The following is a 13,764-nucleotide window of genomic DNA, read 5'->3' as shown; positions in this document are numbered from 1 at the left end:
GGCCGGCATGGGTAAAATTCCGCCATGACCGAGACCGCGACCATGCGCAACGAAGCCTGCTCCAGGGACACCCTGGCGCGCCTGGTCATGGCGCGCTGGGTGCTGCTCAGCATCGAGGGCATCTTGGTCATGGTGCTGATGGAGGGCTTCGCCGTCGCGCTGCCCATGCTCGCCATGGTCGTCCTGCTGACCCTGCACGGCGCCCTCAACCTGGTCGCGATCGGGCGCCTGGACCGGGGCGGCCAGCCGCTCGAGGTCATGGTCTACCTGATGGCCGACGCCGAGGTGATCGGCGCCCTGATCTACTTCACCGGCGGCTACGCCAACCCGTTCATCTCCCTGCTCCTGGTGCCGCTGATCCTGTGCGCGGTCACCCTGCCCGGACGCTACGCCTGGGTCATGACCCTGTGGGTCGCGGTGCTCTATTCCCTGCTGGCCCGCTACTACCAGCCGCTCGGCCTGGCGGTGAGCGAACAGACCGCGATCGACCTGCACCTGGGCGGCATGTGGCTCAACTTCCTGCTCACCGCCGCCCTGGTCGCGGCCTTCGTCACCCGCCTGGCCACGGCCCTGCGCCAGCGCGAGGCCGACCTCGCCCGGGTGCGCGAACAGGCCCTGCGCGACGAACAGCTGTTCGCCCTCGGCATGCAGGCGGCGGCCGCCGCCCACGACCTGGCGACGCCGCTGTCCTCCCTGCGCGTGTCGTTGCGCGAACTGGAGCGCGACTACGCCGGCGACGACGAACTGGCGCCCGGCATCGCGGTCATGGCCGCCCAGGCCGAACGCATGAAGGGCGTCCTCGACCGCCTGGCGGCGGCGGCCGGCGGGGCCCGCGCCACCGTCGCCCCGACCCGGGCGCTGGACGGCTGGCTGGCCGAGATATTCGACCACTGGGGCCTCATGCGGCCCGGCGCCCATGCCCGCCTGCGCCTGGACGGTCCACGCCCCGGGCCGGCCGTGCGCGAGGACCCGGTCATCATCTCGGTCCTCTCGACCCTGCTCAACAATGCCGCCGACGTCTCGCCGGACGACCTCGGCCTGGAGGCCGAATGGGATGCCGACACCCTGCGCCTGGCCGTGCTCGACCGCGGCCCGGCCTGGCCGAGGCGGGCGACAAGGAAAACGGCTGGGGCGTCGGCCTGCTGCTGGCCCAGGCGGCCCTGGAACGTCTGCACGGCACCCTGGCGCTGACGCCGCGCCCGGGCGGCGGGCTGGCGGCCCGGGTGAGCATCCCGCTGGCCGCACTGGGGCACGCATGAACGACGCCTGGCGCATCCTGCTGGTCGACGACGACCCCGTGTTCACCGCCACTCTGGCGCACGCCCTGCGCCGGCGCGGCCACGAGGTCGAGAGCGCGCACGAGCCGACCGGCGCCCTCGCCCTGGCGCGCCACTTCCTGCCCGACGCGGCCGTCCTCGACCTCAAGCTGGAGGAGGCCTCCGGCCTCGGCCTGATCGAGCCGCTGCGCGACCTGCGCGGCGACATGCGCATCCTCCTCCTGACCGGCTACGCCAGCATCGCCACCGCGGTCGAGGCGATCAAGCTGGGCGCCACCCACTACCTGCCGAAGCCGGCCGATGCCGACGAGATCCTCGCCGCGCTCGGCCGCGCCGGCGGCGATGCCGAGGTGGCGACCCCGGAAGAACCGATGTCGGTCGACCGCCTGGAGTGGGAGCACATCCAGAAGGTGCTCGCCGAGCACGACAACAACATCTCGGCCACGGCGCGGGCGCTCAAGATGCACCGGCGCACCTTGCAGCGCAAGCTGATGAAGAAGCCGGTCAAGGAGTGACCGGCCGCCGGCTTCAGCCGAGCGTCTCGATGGTGAAGTTGCGGTTGGTGTAGATGCAGATGTCGGCGGCAATGCCGAGCGCCTCCCGGACGACCGCCTCCGGGCTCAGGTCGGAGTGTTCGACCAGGGCGCGCGCCGCCGCCTGGGCATAGGCGCCGCCGCTGCCGATGGCGGCGATGCCGTATTCCGGCTCCAGGACGTCGCCGGCGCCGGTGATGATCAGGCTGGACTGGCCGTCGGCGACCGACAGCATGGCCTCCAGGCGGCGCAGGATGCGGTCGGTGCGCCAGTCCTTGGCCAGCTCGACCGCGCTGCGCACCAAATGGCCCTGGTGTTTCTCCAGCTTGGCCTCGAAGCGCTCGAACAGGGTGAACGCATCCGCCGTGCCGCCGGCGAAGCCGGCCAGGATGCGTTCGTTGTACAGCTTGCGCACCTTGCGGGCGCTGGCCTTGATGACGATGTTGCCGAGGGTGACCTGGCCGTCCCCGCCCAGGGCGACCCGATCGCCCCGGCGGACCGAGAGTATGGTGGTTCCGTGCCACTGTTCCATGGCTGTCCTCGACGCTATTTCCTGATCCTGGGCTGGATGGTGGCGAACTGGCCGACCCCGACCATGCGCAGGAGCAGGCAGACCATCTCGCTGCCGTCCTTGAAGACGACGTGCCGGCCGGCCTGGACCAGCGACATGACGGCGTCCATGAGCATGCCGACGACCATGAAGTCGATGCGCGCCACCTGGCTGAGATCGACCTCGACGCCGGGCAGCGGCATGGCGAATTCGCGCAGCTTCTCGAACACGCCGGCCTCGGCCGGGCCGATCTGGCCATGCAACGGGAATACCAGGCCGCTCGGGCCGCTCGGGGCCGGCCGCGCCGGGGCCGGACTGGTGGCGACCTTCTTGGGCGGCGTGTAGGACGGCGGCGAGATCTCGAACTGGATCGCGTAGTCGAGCGCCACGGTATCGAACTCCTCGGCCTTGCCCTGGAGCTGCAGGAGCAGGAGCAGGAGCAGCCAGAGCGGCTCGGCCAGGCGGCCGGTGGAGCGGCTGGCGTTCAGGCGCACCACGAAGGCATCGCCGCCGAGCAACTGGATGGCCTTGCCGGTCTCCGCCAGGCGCGAGATGCAATCGAGCATGGCGCGGCCGAAAACCTCGTTGTCCGGCACCAGGGTCTTGCTGAAGTCCACCGTCGCGCCCTCGGCCGTGGCGGCTTCGCGCAGGAAATGCTCCAGGGCGGCCTTGTCCTGCGGCGACAGGCCGGCCGCGAAGGCGAAGCTGGGCCACTCGCCGCCGGCACCGGTCTCCGGCGTCCGCTCGGCCAGGCGCCAGGTCGGCGGCGACTGCTCAAAGCGCACCGCGTAATCCATGGCCAGGTCCTCGAACGGCTGTCGTTGCCCGGTGGTTTCGTAGATGTCGAACAGCATGCGCCAGGGCAGGGGGTCGCGGCTGTCGGGATTGTTCAGGATGAAGCGGTTGAGCGCCGCCGTGGCCTCGCCGGGGTGGCCGCTGGCGTAGAGCACCACGGCCTCCTCGACCTCCGGCGCCAGTTCGAGTTCGCTCTCCTCGACCTCCAGGCCGGTCCGGGTCGGGCCGGACAGGGTCGAGCCGGACAGGGTGGCGGGATCGGCGAGCGCCGGCGCGGGACGGCCGGAGGCCGGGGCCGCGGGACCGCCTGGCTTGGCCGGCGCCGCGACGGGTCTGTTCGCAACCGGGGTCGGCGCATCCGGAACGACCGGCTTGGCAGTGCCCTTGTCTTTCCGGAAAAAATCGAACATGGCGACGCGGCTCGGGGGAATCGGTACGGAGGTGCCAGTATAGAGCCAATTCGCCCGCTTGACCCGGCAGGCGGGCGCTCAGGGCACCGGGTCGTGGCCGCCCGGATGGTAGGGGTGGCAACGGCCGATGCGCCGGACCGCCAGCCAGGCGCCCTTCAAGGCGCCGTGCTTGGCGACCGCCTCCTTGGCGTACTCCGAACAGGTCGGGGTGAAGCGGCACTGGCTGCCGAAGTAGGGCGACAGGGCGATCTGGTAGAAGCGGATGGCCCCGATCAGAAGGCGCTGGCCGATGTTCATGCGGCCACCTCGGCGGCGCGCACCGCGGTATCGCGGATATAGGCGGCGAAGGCCTCGTCCTCGCCGCGCAGCAGTTCCGGCAGGGCGGCGCGGAAATCCGGGCGCGCGCACCAGTCCTCGATGTAGTCGGCCCAGTTCTGCCACAGGCGCTGGCGCTGGCGGCTCATGGCGGGTTCATAGACCATCACGAAAGCCTGCTCGAAGATGGAGATCAAGATGCCGAACAGGGCGAAGCGGCGCTCCTGCTGCTCGTCGCTGAGCGGCAACTCGCCCGGCTGCCGGCGCAGCAGCTGGAGGTCGGCATTGTCGAGCACCAGCTTGAGGAAGTCCGTGTAGGCCGCCGACAGGCGCTGGTGCAGTTCCTCCTCGTCGGCCAGACGTTCCTTGCGCTGCTCCCACAGGAACACCACGATGGCGAACGGCAGGCCCACCACCGTGACGACGTAGCTGAGCAGTTCCCAGGTTTCCAGGGCCACGGCGGCGCTCGGCGGGGGCCGGAGACCCCGCTCCGGCAGTCAGTCCGCGAACAGCTTTTCCAGCCGTTCGTGCTTCTCCTGGGCCTCGATCGACAGTTCGGCGGTCGGCCGCGCGAGCAGGCGGGGAATGCCGATCGGGTCGCCGGTCTCCAGGCAGAAACCGTAGTCGCCCGATTCGATGCGCCGGAGGGCGGAGTCGATCTTCTTGAGCAGCTTGCGTTCGCGGTCGCGCACGCGCTGTTCGAGCATGTTCTCCTCTTCCACGGTGGCGCGGTCGTTGGGATCGGCGAATACCTCGTTTTCCTTCAAGTGCTCGCCCGTCTCGCGCGCATTGACTAGGATTTCCTCCTTCATGGTCACCAGGCGGTGACGGAAGAACTCCAGCTGCGCGGCGTTCATGTAGTCCTTCTCGGGCATCTTGAGCAGTTCGGCTTCCGCGAGCAGGCCGGCGGGCGCCTTGCTGGTCGCGGTCTTCTTGGTGGCGGGCTTCTTGGCCGGAGTGGCGGTTTTCGATGTCGCGGGCATTGCTGTGCTTGCTACCTTGGTTGCTGCCGCCGCCGGCTTGACCGGCTTGGCGGCGGGTTTGGGGGTGGCCGGCGCAGGCTTTTTGGCCTGCGCGACAGCGGCTTTCGCCGGCACCGCCTGCGCGGTCGCCGACTTGGCCGACGCGGCCGTCTTGGTCGCGCTTGCCGTGGCTTTCTTTACCGATGCCTTGCCGGTGGACGGCGCCGGGGCCGCTACGGCAGCCTTGGCGACGGTCTTCGCGGCGCTGGTTTTCGCCGTTGCCTTGGTCGCGGCAGCGGCCTTCCCGGTCGCCTTGGCGACCGGGGCAGCCTTCTTCGCGACTGCGGCGGCGGCAGTCTTCGGCGCGGACGTGGCGGACTTCACGGCCGCCTTCTTGGCCGTGGCAGGCTTTGCTTCGGGTACCTTGACCGACTTTTTGTTCGCAGTTGCCACGCCGTTGTCTCCTCGCTGATTGATTGTCGGGCGAAAACTGAGGCGGGATTATGCCATGCTCCTGAGGCGAACCGTGCAACAACTATTCCCCATATAAATCATGGGCTATCGATGGGCAAGGCCGGCCCGGCCGGGGGCACCGGCCGCGCCGCCCGGGAGAGCTCGGCGACGAGCGCCGCCTCGGACGCCGGATCGAGGCCGCTGACGATGAACACGAAGCGGCTGCGGCGGTCCTGGTCGGGCCAGGCCGGCAGTTCGACCGCCGGCGACAGGAGATGCCTGACCCCGTGCAGGACGCTGGGACGGGCGGTATCCGCGAACTGCACGATCGCCTTCATGCGCAGCATGCGCTCGCCGTGGACCGCCGCCAGACGCGCCAGGGCGGCCTCGACCAGCGGGCGGTCGAGCGGCCCGGCGAGGTCGAGGACGAAGGAGCGGATGGCGCCGGCATGCGCCGCCCCGGTCGCCGCGCCGAGCAGCCGGCTCGGCCGGAGGTCGTCGGCCGGGCGCCAGGACGGCAGCGTGCGGGCGGTGTCGGCGCCGCCGAGCAGCGCGGCCACGGGCGCCGCCCCGTCGACCACGGTCAGGATAGGCGCGATGGGATTCAACTCAGCCAGGCGGCCGCGCAACGCCGCTACCGCGTCGGCGTTGGCCTGGTCCGTCTTGGTGACCACCAGGCGGTCGGCCAGGGCGACCTGGCGCCGGGCTTCCGGGTGCAGCGCCAGTTCGGTCAGGCCGAGCAGCCCGTCCACCGTGGCCAGGACGCCGTCCAGGCGGTAGCGCGCGGCCAGCCAGCGGTCGCTGGCCAGACTGGCCAGGATGGGTACCGGATCGGCAATGCCGGTGGTTTCGATGACCAGGCGTTCGAACGCCGGCAGGTCGCCCTGGCCGCGCGCCATCCACAGGTTCTTCAAGGTCGGCGCCAGGCTGCCCTTGACCTGGCAGCACACGCAGCCGCCGGCGAGCAAGGCGAGCGGGGCACGGCCGCCGTCCAGCAGATGCTGGTCGAGGCCGATCTCGCCGAACTCGTTCATCACCACGGCGGTCCGCGGCAGTTGGGCCAGCAGGTGGTTGAGCACGGTCGTCTTGCCGCTGCCCAGGAAGCCCGTCAACAGCGTGACCGGGATGACCTGTCGGGTGGATGTCGTCTGCATTCTTCGAGTGCTGCGCTGGCGGGTGGGTCGGGGCGATCGGCGCCTCGGCGTGACAGCGTGGCAAAAGCACCTTCTAATGTCAGCCGTTGCCACCGCGTCCTCTATTTATATGGCCGATCCCACCCTGCACAAGGGCGCCGCCAAGACCGCCCGCATCCCGATCAAGGTCGAGGCCAAGCCGCGTCTCAAGCTGCCCGCCTGGATCAAGGCGCGCGCGCCCGCGTCGCCCGAGGTCGCCGGCATCAAGGCCATCCTGCGGGCGCACAAGCTGCACACGGTGTGCGAGGAAGCCGCCTGCCCGAACCTGGGCGAATGCTTCCACCACGGCACCGCCACCTTCATGATCCTGGGCGACCTGTGCACCCGGCGCTGCCCGTTCTGCGACGTCGGCCACGGTACGCCGCTGCCGGCCGATCCCGAGGAGCCGGCCCGGCTGGCGGACACCGTCGCCGCCATGGGCCTCAACTACGTCGTCATCACCTCGGTGGACCGCGACGACCTGCGCGATGGCGGCGCCGGCCAGTTCGCCGCCTGCATCCGGGCCCTGCGGGAACGCTCGCCGGGCACCCGCATCGAGATCCTCACGCCGGACTTCCGCGGCCGCCTGGAGGTCGCCCTCGACATCCTCGCGGGCACGCCGCCCGACGTCATGAACCACAATCTGGAAACCGTGCCGCGCCTGTACAAGGCGGTGCGCCCGGGCGCCGACTACGAGCACTCGCTCGACCTACTGGCGCGCTTCAAGGCGCGCGTGCCCGGGGTGCCGACCAAGTCCGGCATCATGCTCGGCCTCGGCGAGACCGACGCCGAGGCCATGGCGGTGCTGCGCGACCTGCGTGGCCACGGCGTCGAGATGCTGACCGTCGGCCAATACCTGCAGCCGTCGGCCCACCACCTGGCCGTCGAACGCTTCGTCCCGCCCGAGGAGTTCGAGAGGTACGAACGCGAGGCCTTGGCGATGGGATTTCTGAACGCCGCCTGCGGACCTCTGGTCCGCTCCAGCTATCACGCCGACCGGCAGGCCGCCGGGATTGACTAGGCATTGCCTCACCTAGACTGGATGCCTAAAATTACATGACCAAGTTGGTCATGTAAGGAGATCGCCATGCAACAAGTCCAAATTGCCGAAGCCAAGGCGCATCTGTCCGCCCTTGTAGAGCGCGTCGAGGCCGGCGAAGAGATCATCATTGCCCGGCGCGGCAAGCCGGTCGCCCGGCTGATCCCGGAGCCGAAGCATGGCCGGAGCGCCGCCGAGGTATTTGGCGAGGCCTGGCGACTCGGTGGGCTTGATATCGAAACGCCGGCCGAACTGGCCATGGACGACGTCAACCTCGATTGACCGTGGCTTACCTGCTCGACACCAACATTCTGATCGCCATGAGCAAGGAGCGGCCGGGGCTGGCCGAACGACTCGCGCGCCACCCCGCCAGTGCCATCCTGCTATCGTCCGTGGTGGTTGCGGAAATCGAATACGGCATTGCCAAGAGCACCCGCGCGGAGCACAACCGGCGCGTGTTCGACTGCCTGCTCGGCGGCTTCCCGGTCATCCCGTTCGATGAAGCCGCCGCCCGCGCCTATGGCCCGATCCGGGCACAGCTGGAACGTGAAGGCCGGCTGATCGGCCCCAATGACCTGATGATCGCCGCCCATGCCAGGGCATTGGGGGCAGTGCTGGTGACGGACAATGTCGGCGAATTCGCCCGCGTCGACGGTTTGGCGTTGGAGAACTGGCTGGCGTAAGCGGTAACCCTGGTGCCGGCCCGCATAATGCGAAATAGAGGGAGCCATGTCTGGTGAAGTTGGCCGTACATTCAGGGAGACGCTGGTCAAGTCGGACTTGGCGGAAGCCCTGCTGGACCTCGGTGAGATCGGCATCGACAGCCTTTCCGAAAGCGGCGTCCTGCGCGAAGTCCCGATCTTGAAGACGGCCCTGGCCCTCGGCATCGCCGTGGGCAGCGTACGCGACTATTTCTTCGCCAAGAAGCTGCTCGGCTTCCTCCGCGCATACGCGGCCTGGACCGCCGAGGAACGGGCGCACCTGATCGCACGCCTCGATCAGGACGACGAGTTCGGCACCCGCCTGGGCGAACGCCTGATGGACCTGCTGGCCCGACTGGACGACGAAAGAAAACCCGAACTGATCGCCAAGGCGATGCGGCTGTACGCCCAGGGGACGATTTCCGCGGAACAGTTGCAACGGGTTCACCACGCGATCGACCGACTGCTGCTCTGCGATCTGGGCAAGCTCGAACCATTCTGCCGCGCGGACGACGAGACACGCATCACCGACGGCGACCCGGCCTACGCGAACTTCATCGCCGCCGGCCTTGCGTACGTTTCCTCCGGCTGGGACGGCGGCGGCGTACACCCGACGGAAACCGCGCCGCTGTTGTTGGCCGCGATGGCATGCCGATGAGTCGGCTTGGGCTCGATTCGGCGGCACGGGGCACACGACCTATAATGGCCCGGTTTCGGTAGCTTCCACAGCCATGCACATCCACATACTCGGCATCTGCGGCACCTTCATGGGCGGCATCGCGGTGATCGCCAAGCAGGCCGGCCACACGGTGACCGGCTGCGACGCCCAGGTGTACCCGCCCATGAGCACCCAGTTGCAGGAACAGGGGATCGGGCTGAGCGAGGGCTTCGGGGCGGAACAGGCCGACATCGGCGCCGACGTGTTCGTGATCGGCAACGTGGTCAGCCGCGGCAAGCAGCCCCTCATGGAGGAGATACTCAACCGCGGCCTGCCCTACGTCTCCGGCCCGCAGTGGCTGTACGAGAACGTCCTCAAGGACAAATGGGTCCTGGCCGTGGCCGGCACCCACGGCAAGACCACCACCTCGGCCATGCTGGCCTGGATACTCGAAGACGCCAAGCTTGACCCCGGCTACCTGGTCGGCGGCGTCCCGGTCAACTTCGGCGTCTCGGCGCGCCTGACCGACTCCCCCTTCTTCGTCATCGAGGCGGACGAATACGACACCGCCTTCTTCGACAAGCGTTCCAAGTTCGTCCACTACCGGCCGCGCACGGCCATCCTGAACAACCTGGAATACGACCACGCCGACATCTTTCCGGACCTCGCCGCCATCGAGACCCAGTTCCACCACCTCGTCCGCACCGTACCGGGCAACGGCCTGGTGGTGGCGAACGGCGGCCAGGCGAGCCTCGACCGGGTGCTGGCACGCGGCTGCTGGAGCGGCGTCGAATACTTCGCCGGGCCGGAACGGGGCTGGCAGGCGACGGCGGCCGGCGCGCAAGCCTTCGACGTCGCCCTGGATGGCCAGGGCTTCGGCCGGGTCGACTGGGAACTGGTCGGCGAGCACAACCGCCAGAACGCCCTGGCGGCCATCGCCGCCGCCCGCCACGTCGGCGTCTCGCCCCAGGTGGCGATCGACGGCCTGGGCCGGTTCCGCAACGTCAAGCGCCGCCTGGAGGTGCGCGGCACGGTGAACGGCGTCACCGTCTACGACGACTTCGCCCACCACCCCACGGCCATCGAGACCACCCTGGCCGGGTTGCGCTCGCGGGTCGGCGACGCCCGCATCCTGGCGGTCCTGGAACCGCGCTCGAACACCATGAAACTGGGCACCCTGAAGGACCAGCTCGCCGGCAGCCTGACCGGCGCGGACCGGGTGTTCTGCTATGCCAAGGATCTCGGCTGGGATGCCGCCGCGGCCCTGGCCCCGCTGGCCGCCAAGGCGACCACCGATGACGACCTCGACGCCCTAGTCGAGGCGGTGGCGGCGGCGGCCCGGCCGGGCGACCACATCCTGGTGATGAGCAATGGCGGTTTCGGCGGCATCCACGGCAAGCTGCTGGAAAGGCTGGCGCGACCGTGACCGAGGCCGGCCCGTTCGCCCTCGACCGCACGGCGACCGGCTGGACCCTGCGCCTGCTGGGCGACTGGCGCCTGGCCAACCTGGCCGCGCTGGACGCCGCCCTGGCCGGCCACGCCTGGCCGGAGGCCGGCCCGCTCTGCCTCGACGGCAGCGCCCTCATTGGCCTGGACAGCGCCGGCCTGATGCTGATCCACAACCGCCTGCGCGCCGCCGGCGTCGCCTGGCCGGCCGTCGAACTGAGCGGCTTCGACGCCGACCACCTGGCCCTGATCCGCCTGGTCACCGACCGCCTGGCCGCCCCGGCGCCGACGCCGCCGGCCCGGTTCGGCTTCCTGGCCCGGCTCGGCGAGCGGGTCAGCGGCGCGGCCGCCGAGCTGCCCGGAATGCTGGCCCTGCTCGGCCAGATCAGCGAAGGGCTGCTCGGCCTGCTGCGCCGGCCGGCCGGCTTCCGGATGCGCGAGTTCTTCGTCCAGCTGCAGTCGGTCGGCCTCGGCGCCCTGCCCATCGTCGCCATGATGACCTTCCTGATCGGCGTCGTGTTCGCCTACCTGCTCGGCATCCAGATCGAGAAGTACGGCGCCAACATATTCATCGTCGACGGCGTCTCCCTGGCCATCGCCCGCGAGCTCTCGCCGATGCTGGTGGCGGTCCTGGTGGCCGGGCGCTCGGGCGCCGCCTTCACGGCCCAGATCGGCGCCATGAAGGTGACCGAGGAGATCGACGCCATCGCCACCCTGGGCCTGTCGCCGATCAAGGTGCTGGTGCTGCCGCGCCTGCTCGCCATCGTCGTGGCGATGCCGCTGCTGAGCTTCTTCGGCGACCTCATGGGCGTGCTCGGCGCCGCCACCGTGGCGGCCAGCCAGCTCGACATCACCCTGCACACCTTCTTCACCCGCATGCGCGACGTGCTGCCCCTCGACACCGTCACCTACGGCCTCTCCAAGGCACCCGCCTTCGCCGTCGCCATCGCCTTCATCGCCTGCCGCAACGGCTTCGCGGTGAGCCGCGACGCCCGCAGCGTGGGCGAACGGACCACCGCCACCGTGGTGACCAGCCTGATGGCGGTGATCCTGATCAACGCGCTGTACGCCATCCTGAACCCGGCCCTATGAGCACGGTACTCGAGGTCGCCGCCATCCGCACCGTGCTCGCCGGCCAGCGCCTGCACGACGGCGTCGGCTTCAAGGTGAACAAGGGCGAGGTGGTCGCCCTGATCGGCGGCTCCGGCACCGGCAAGACCGTCCTGCTGCGCGAATGCATCGGCCTGCTCCGGCCCGAGTCCGGCCAGGTGCGCCTGCTCGGGGAGTCGGTCTGGGACCTGCCGCCGGACGGCCTCGACGCCCTGCGCCGGCGCTTCGGCGTGCTGTTCCAGGAGGGCGCCCTGTTCTCCTCCCTGAGCGTGGCCGAGAACGTCGACGCGCCCCTGCGCGAACACACCAGGCTGAGCCAGGCCCTGCGCGACGAGGTGGTCGACCTCAAGATACGCCTGGCCGGCCTGCCGCCCGAAGCGGCCGGCAAGCGTCCGGCCGAGCTGTCCGGCGGCATGAAGAAACGCGCCGCGCTGGCGCGCGCCCTCGCCCTGGAGCCGGAGATGCTGTTCCTCGACGAGCCGACCTCCGGCCTCGACCCGATCAGCGCGCGCGCCTTCGACAACCTGCTGCGCACGCTGTGCGACAGCCTCGGCCTGACCGCGTTGCTGACCACGCACGATCTCGATACCCTGTGGGGCATGGTCGACCGCGTCGTGGTCCTGCACGGCGGCCGGGTGATCGCCGACGGCCCGGTGGCCGAGGTGGCCCGCATCGATCACGAATGGATACGGTCGTACTTCACCGCGCACGTCGCGGCGCGCGGTACGGCCGACGGAAATGGGAGCGGCAATGGAATCCGAGGCTAGATATGTGCGCATCGGGCTGGCCACGCTGGCGCTGTTCGCGCTGCTGGCGTTCGGCCTGTACTGGCTGGCCGGCGGCAACGACGACAAGTCCGGCAAGCGCTACCTGAGCTACTTCCAGAACCAGTCCCTGGAAGGCCTGCAGATCAACAGCGACGTGCGCATGCAGGGCATCAAGGTCGGCAAGGTGATCGACTACGCCATCCTGCCCGGCGAGGCGCACAAGGTCCGCGTCCTCATGCTGGTGGACGAGCGCACGCCGGTGCTCGAGGGGGTCAAGGCGGTGGTCGCCCGCCACATGGTCACCGGCCTGGCCAACATCGACCTGGAGAACCCGCCCCAGGGCGGCGCCCCCCTGATGCGCATCCCCGAGGGCGAACGCTACCCGGTCATCCCGGAGGGCGTGCCCAAGCTGACCGAGGTGACCAACACCCTGGAGGAACTCGGCGCCTCCAGCCAGGAGGCCCTGACCCGCTTCAACACCCTGCTCTCGGACCGCAACCAGCGCGCCCTGGACAACACCCTGGCCAACCTGAACCGGATCACCGGCGAACTGGCCCAGACCATGCCCGAGCTGCACGAGGCGGTGGCCAGTGCCCGCCGCGCCGCCGACCAGGTCGACGGCCTGGGCGGCGACGCCCGCGAGGTGCTGAAGGGCGCCGACGACCGCCTCGCCCGGGTGGCCGACGACACCGCCGCCACCCTGGCCGCGGCGCGCACCACCCTGACCCGGGTGGACGGCGAGGTGAGCGGCCTGACCGGTCAGGTCAAGCTGACCGCCGACCTGGCCGGCCAGGACATCCAGACCACCGCCCAGTCCCTGCGCCAGGCCGGCGACGCCCTGCAGGACACCGGCCGCGCCCTGGCCAACCCCGCCCGCGTCCTGTACGGCCCCAGCGCCAAGAGCCTGGGCCCCGGAGAAACCCTGCGATGAAGAGACTCTTCTGCCTGCTGGCCCTGCTCGCCCTGGCCGGATGCAGCGCCCTGCCCGGCCCGGCCCAGCCGGTCACCTATTACGTCCTCAACGACCCGGGGCCGGTGCAGCCGGCCCAGGCGCCCCTGCCCGGCGTCCTGCTCCTGCGCGAGATGGACGTGCCGGCCTTCTACCAGGAGGCCCGCCTGGCCTACAGCCGCACCCCGGGCACCCGCGGCCATTACGAGTTCGCCTACTGGGTCGAGCCGCCCGCCAAGCGCCTCACCTGGCTGCTGCGCCAGCGCCTGGAGGCCTCCGGCGCCTTCGCCGGGGTGGCGCCGCTGGCCGGCGGCATCGTCGGCGACTACCAGCTCAACACCCGGCTGATCGACTTCTACCACGACGCCGCCACCCCGCCCGGCAACGTCCTGCTCCTGATCGAGGCGGAACTGGTGCGGCGCGACAAGGGCAGCCTGCTGGGCCGGCGCATCTTCGTCGCCCAGGTGCCGGTGGCCCGGTACGACGCCGCCGGCGCCGCGGCCGCCATGGACCTGGCCACCACCCAGGTGCTCGAAGACATCGTCGCCTGGCTGGCCAAGGTCGCCGCCTGAGACCGGACCGCCGGACCGGTCCGGCCAATCGGGGCCGGGTCCGCTAAAATAGCGC

The 13,764-nt window shown here is 70.1% G+C and carries 17 protein-coding genes; 11 read left to right on the top strand and 6 right to left on the bottom strand.

The features are described 5' to 3' along the window. The first annotated feature begins 24 nt into the window (after positions 1 to 24). Positions 25 to 1,191 carry an ActS/PrrB/RegB family redox-sensitive histidine kinase gene (locus tag EZJ19_RS09060; RefSeq protein ID WP_131446797.1) on the top strand — a complete coding sequence of 389 codons (1,167 nt, stop codon included), beginning with the start codon at positions 25 to 27 and terminating at the stop codon, positions 1,189 to 1,191. 64 nt (positions 1,192 to 1,255) lie between these two features. After that, a complete protein-coding gene (locus EZJ19_RS09055; RefSeq protein ID WP_131446795.1) occupies positions 1,256 to 1,792 on the top strand; it encodes a response regulator transcription factor in 537 nt (178 codons plus the stop codon). A gap of 13 nt (positions 1,793 to 1,805) precedes the next feature. On the opposite strand, the gene hslV is transcribed toward EZJ19_RS09055, so the two are convergent. The 6 genes from hslV to EZJ19_RS09025 all read right to left on the bottom strand — a co-directional run bounded on the left by hslV (position 1,806) and on the right by EZJ19_RS09025 (position 6,449). After that, positions 1,806 to 2,342 carry an ATP-dependent protease subunit HslV gene (gene hslV / locus EZJ19_RS09050; RefSeq protein ID WP_131446793.1) on the bottom strand — a complete coding sequence of 179 codons (537 nt, stop codon included), beginning with the start codon at positions 2,340 to 2,342 and terminating at the stop codon, positions 1,806 to 1,808. A gap of 14 nt (positions 2,343 to 2,356) precedes the next feature. Next, entirely contained in the window at positions 2,357 to 3,565 is a 1,209-nt protein-coding gene (locus tag EZJ19_RS09045; RefSeq protein ID WP_131446791.1) for an STAS domain-containing protein, read from the bottom strand. 78 nt (positions 3,566 to 3,643) lie between these two features. After that, the gene (yidD, locus tag EZJ19_RS09040; protein WP_131446789.1) at positions 3,644 to 3,862 is read right to left on the bottom strand and encodes a membrane protein insertion efficiency factor YidD; all 219 of its coding nucleotides are present in this window, start codon (positions 3,860 to 3,862) and stop codon (positions 3,644 to 3,646) included. Continuing rightward, entirely contained in the window at positions 3,859 to 4,338 is a 480-nt protein-coding gene (locus EZJ19_RS09035) for a hypothetical protein (RefSeq protein ID WP_131446787.1), read from the bottom strand. Before EZJ19_RS09035 ends, yidD begins: the two co-directional genes overlap by 4 nt. Before the next feature lie 39 nt (positions 4,339 to 4,377). Then, the gene (gene dksA / locus EZJ19_RS09030) at positions 4,378 to 4,755 is read right to left on the bottom strand and encodes an RNA polymerase-binding protein DksA (RefSeq protein ID WP_206199382.1); all 378 of its coding nucleotides are present in this window, start codon (positions 4,753 to 4,755) and stop codon (positions 4,378 to 4,380) included. A 638-nt stretch (positions 4,756 to 5,393) separates the two neighbouring features. Further along, positions 5,394 to 6,449 (bottom strand): CobW family GTP-binding protein, encoded by a 1,056-nt coding sequence (locus EZJ19_RS09025; protein WP_131446785.1) that lies wholly within the window; start codon positions 6,447 to 6,449, stop codon positions 5,394 to 5,396. Positions 6,450 to 6,558: 109 nt separating this feature from the next. On the opposite strand from EZJ19_RS09025, the gene lipA reads away from it, so the two are divergent. The 9 genes from lipA to EZJ19_RS08980 all read left to right on the top strand — a co-directional run bounded on the left by lipA (position 6,559) and on the right by EZJ19_RS08980 (position 13,709). Then, a complete protein-coding gene (gene lipA / locus EZJ19_RS09020) occupies positions 6,559 to 7,488 on the top strand; it encodes a lipoyl synthase (protein ID WP_206199379.1) in 930 nt (309 codons plus the stop codon). A gap of 66 nt (positions 7,489 to 7,554) precedes the next feature. Continuing rightward, positions 7,555 to 7,788, top strand: coding sequence for a type II toxin-antitoxin system Phd/YefM family antitoxin (locus tag EZJ19_RS09015; protein ID WP_131446781.1), 234 nt, complete (start codon positions 7,555 to 7,557; stop codon positions 7,786 to 7,788). Between the two features lie 2 nt (positions 7,789 to 7,790). Beyond that, a complete protein-coding gene (vapC, locus tag EZJ19_RS09010; RefSeq protein ID WP_131446779.1) occupies positions 7,791 to 8,189 on the top strand; it encodes a type II toxin-antitoxin system tRNA(fMet)-specific endonuclease VapC in 399 nt (132 codons plus the stop codon). Positions 8,190 to 8,286: 97 nt separating this feature from the next. Next, positions 8,287 to 8,865 carry a hypothetical protein gene (locus EZJ19_RS09005; protein WP_131446777.1) on the top strand — a complete coding sequence of 193 codons (579 nt, stop codon included), beginning with the start codon at positions 8,287 to 8,289 and terminating at the stop codon, positions 8,863 to 8,865. 73 nt (positions 8,866 to 8,938) lie between these two features. Next, positions 8,939 to 10,291 carry a UDP-N-acetylmuramate:L-alanyl-gamma-D-glutamyl-meso-diaminopimelate ligase gene (gene mpl / locus EZJ19_RS09000; protein WP_131446775.1) on the top strand — a complete coding sequence of 451 codons (1,353 nt, stop codon included), beginning with the start codon at positions 8,939 to 8,941 and terminating at the stop codon, positions 10,289 to 10,291. After that, a complete protein-coding gene (locus EZJ19_RS08995; RefSeq protein WP_240754718.1) occupies positions 10,288 to 11,403 on the top strand; it encodes an MlaE family ABC transporter permease in 1,116 nt (371 codons plus the stop codon). The genes mpl and EZJ19_RS08995 overlap by 4 nt, the downstream gene beginning before the upstream one ends. After that, positions 11,400 to 12,188, top strand: a complete 789-nt coding sequence (locus EZJ19_RS08990; protein WP_131446773.1) for an ABC transporter ATP-binding protein — start codon at positions 11,400 to 11,402, stop codon at positions 12,186 to 12,188. Before EZJ19_RS08995 ends, EZJ19_RS08990 begins: the two co-directional genes overlap by 4 nt. 4 nt (positions 12,189 to 12,192) lie before the next feature. Further along, complete coding sequence (locus tag EZJ19_RS08985) at positions 12,193 to 13,119, top strand: MlaD family protein (RefSeq protein ID WP_165873525.1); 927 nt, start codon at positions 12,193 to 12,195, stop codon at positions 13,117 to 13,119. After that, a complete protein-coding gene (locus EZJ19_RS08980) occupies positions 13,116 to 13,709 on the top strand; it encodes an ABC-type transport auxiliary lipoprotein family protein (protein WP_131446769.1) in 594 nt (197 codons plus the stop codon). Before EZJ19_RS08985 ends, EZJ19_RS08980 begins: the two co-directional genes overlap by 4 nt. Positions 13,710 to 13,764: the final 55 nt, after the last annotated feature.

This window comes from Parasulfuritortus cantonensis (assembly GCF_004337445.1).
Lineage (GTDB): Bacteria > Pseudomonadota > Gammaproteobacteria > Burkholderiales > Thiobacillaceae > Parasulfuritortus > Parasulfuritortus cantonensis.
This window is presented reverse-complemented; position numbering and strand designations above follow the sequence as displayed.

Excerpts from the sequence above, each read along its gene's own strand:
- yidD (WP_131446789.1), bottom strand. The coding sequence starts at position 3,862 with ATGAACATCGGCCAGCGCCTTCTGATCGGGGCCATCCGCTTCTACCAG.
- mpl (WP_131446775.1), top strand. The coding sequence starts at position 8,939 with ATGCACATCCACATACTCGGCATCTGCGGCACCTTCATGGGCGGCATC.
- dksA (WP_206199382.1), bottom strand. The coding sequence starts at position 4,755 with ATGCCCGAGAAGGACTACATGAACGCCGCGCAGCTGGAGTTCTTCCGT.
- EZJ19_RS08980 (WP_131446769.1), top strand. The coding sequence starts at position 13,116 with ATGAAGAGACTCTTCTGCCTGCTGGCCCTGCTCGCCCTGGCCGGATGC.
- EZJ19_RS08990 (WP_131446773.1), top strand. The coding sequence starts at position 11,400 with ATGAGCACGGTACTCGAGGTCGCCGCCATCCGCACCGTGCTCGCCGGC.
- lipA (WP_206199379.1), top strand. The coding sequence starts at position 6,559 with ATGGCCGATCCCACCCTGCACAAGGGCGCCGCCAAGACCGCCCGCATC.
- EZJ19_RS09015 (WP_131446781.1), top strand. The coding sequence starts at position 7,555 with ATGCAACAAGTCCAAATTGCCGAAGCCAAGGCGCATCTGTCCGCCCTT.
- EZJ19_RS09025 (WP_131446785.1), bottom strand. The coding sequence starts at position 6,449 with ATGCAGACGACATCCACCCGACAGGTCATCCCGGTCACGCTGTTGACG.
- EZJ19_RS09045 (WP_131446791.1), bottom strand. The coding sequence starts at position 3,565 with ATGTTCGATTTTTTCCGGAAAGACAAGGGCACTGCCAAGCCGGTCGTT.
- EZJ19_RS09060 (WP_131446797.1), top strand. The coding sequence starts at position 25 with ATGACCGAGACCGCGACCATGCGCAACGAAGCCTGCTCCAGGGACACC.
- EZJ19_RS09055 (WP_131446795.1), top strand. The coding sequence starts at position 1,256 with ATGAACGACGCCTGGCGCATCCTGCTGGTCGACGACGACCCCGTGTTC.
- hslV (WP_131446793.1), bottom strand. The coding sequence starts at position 2,342 with ATGGAACAGTGGCACGGAACCACCATACTCTCGGTCCGCCGGGGCGAT.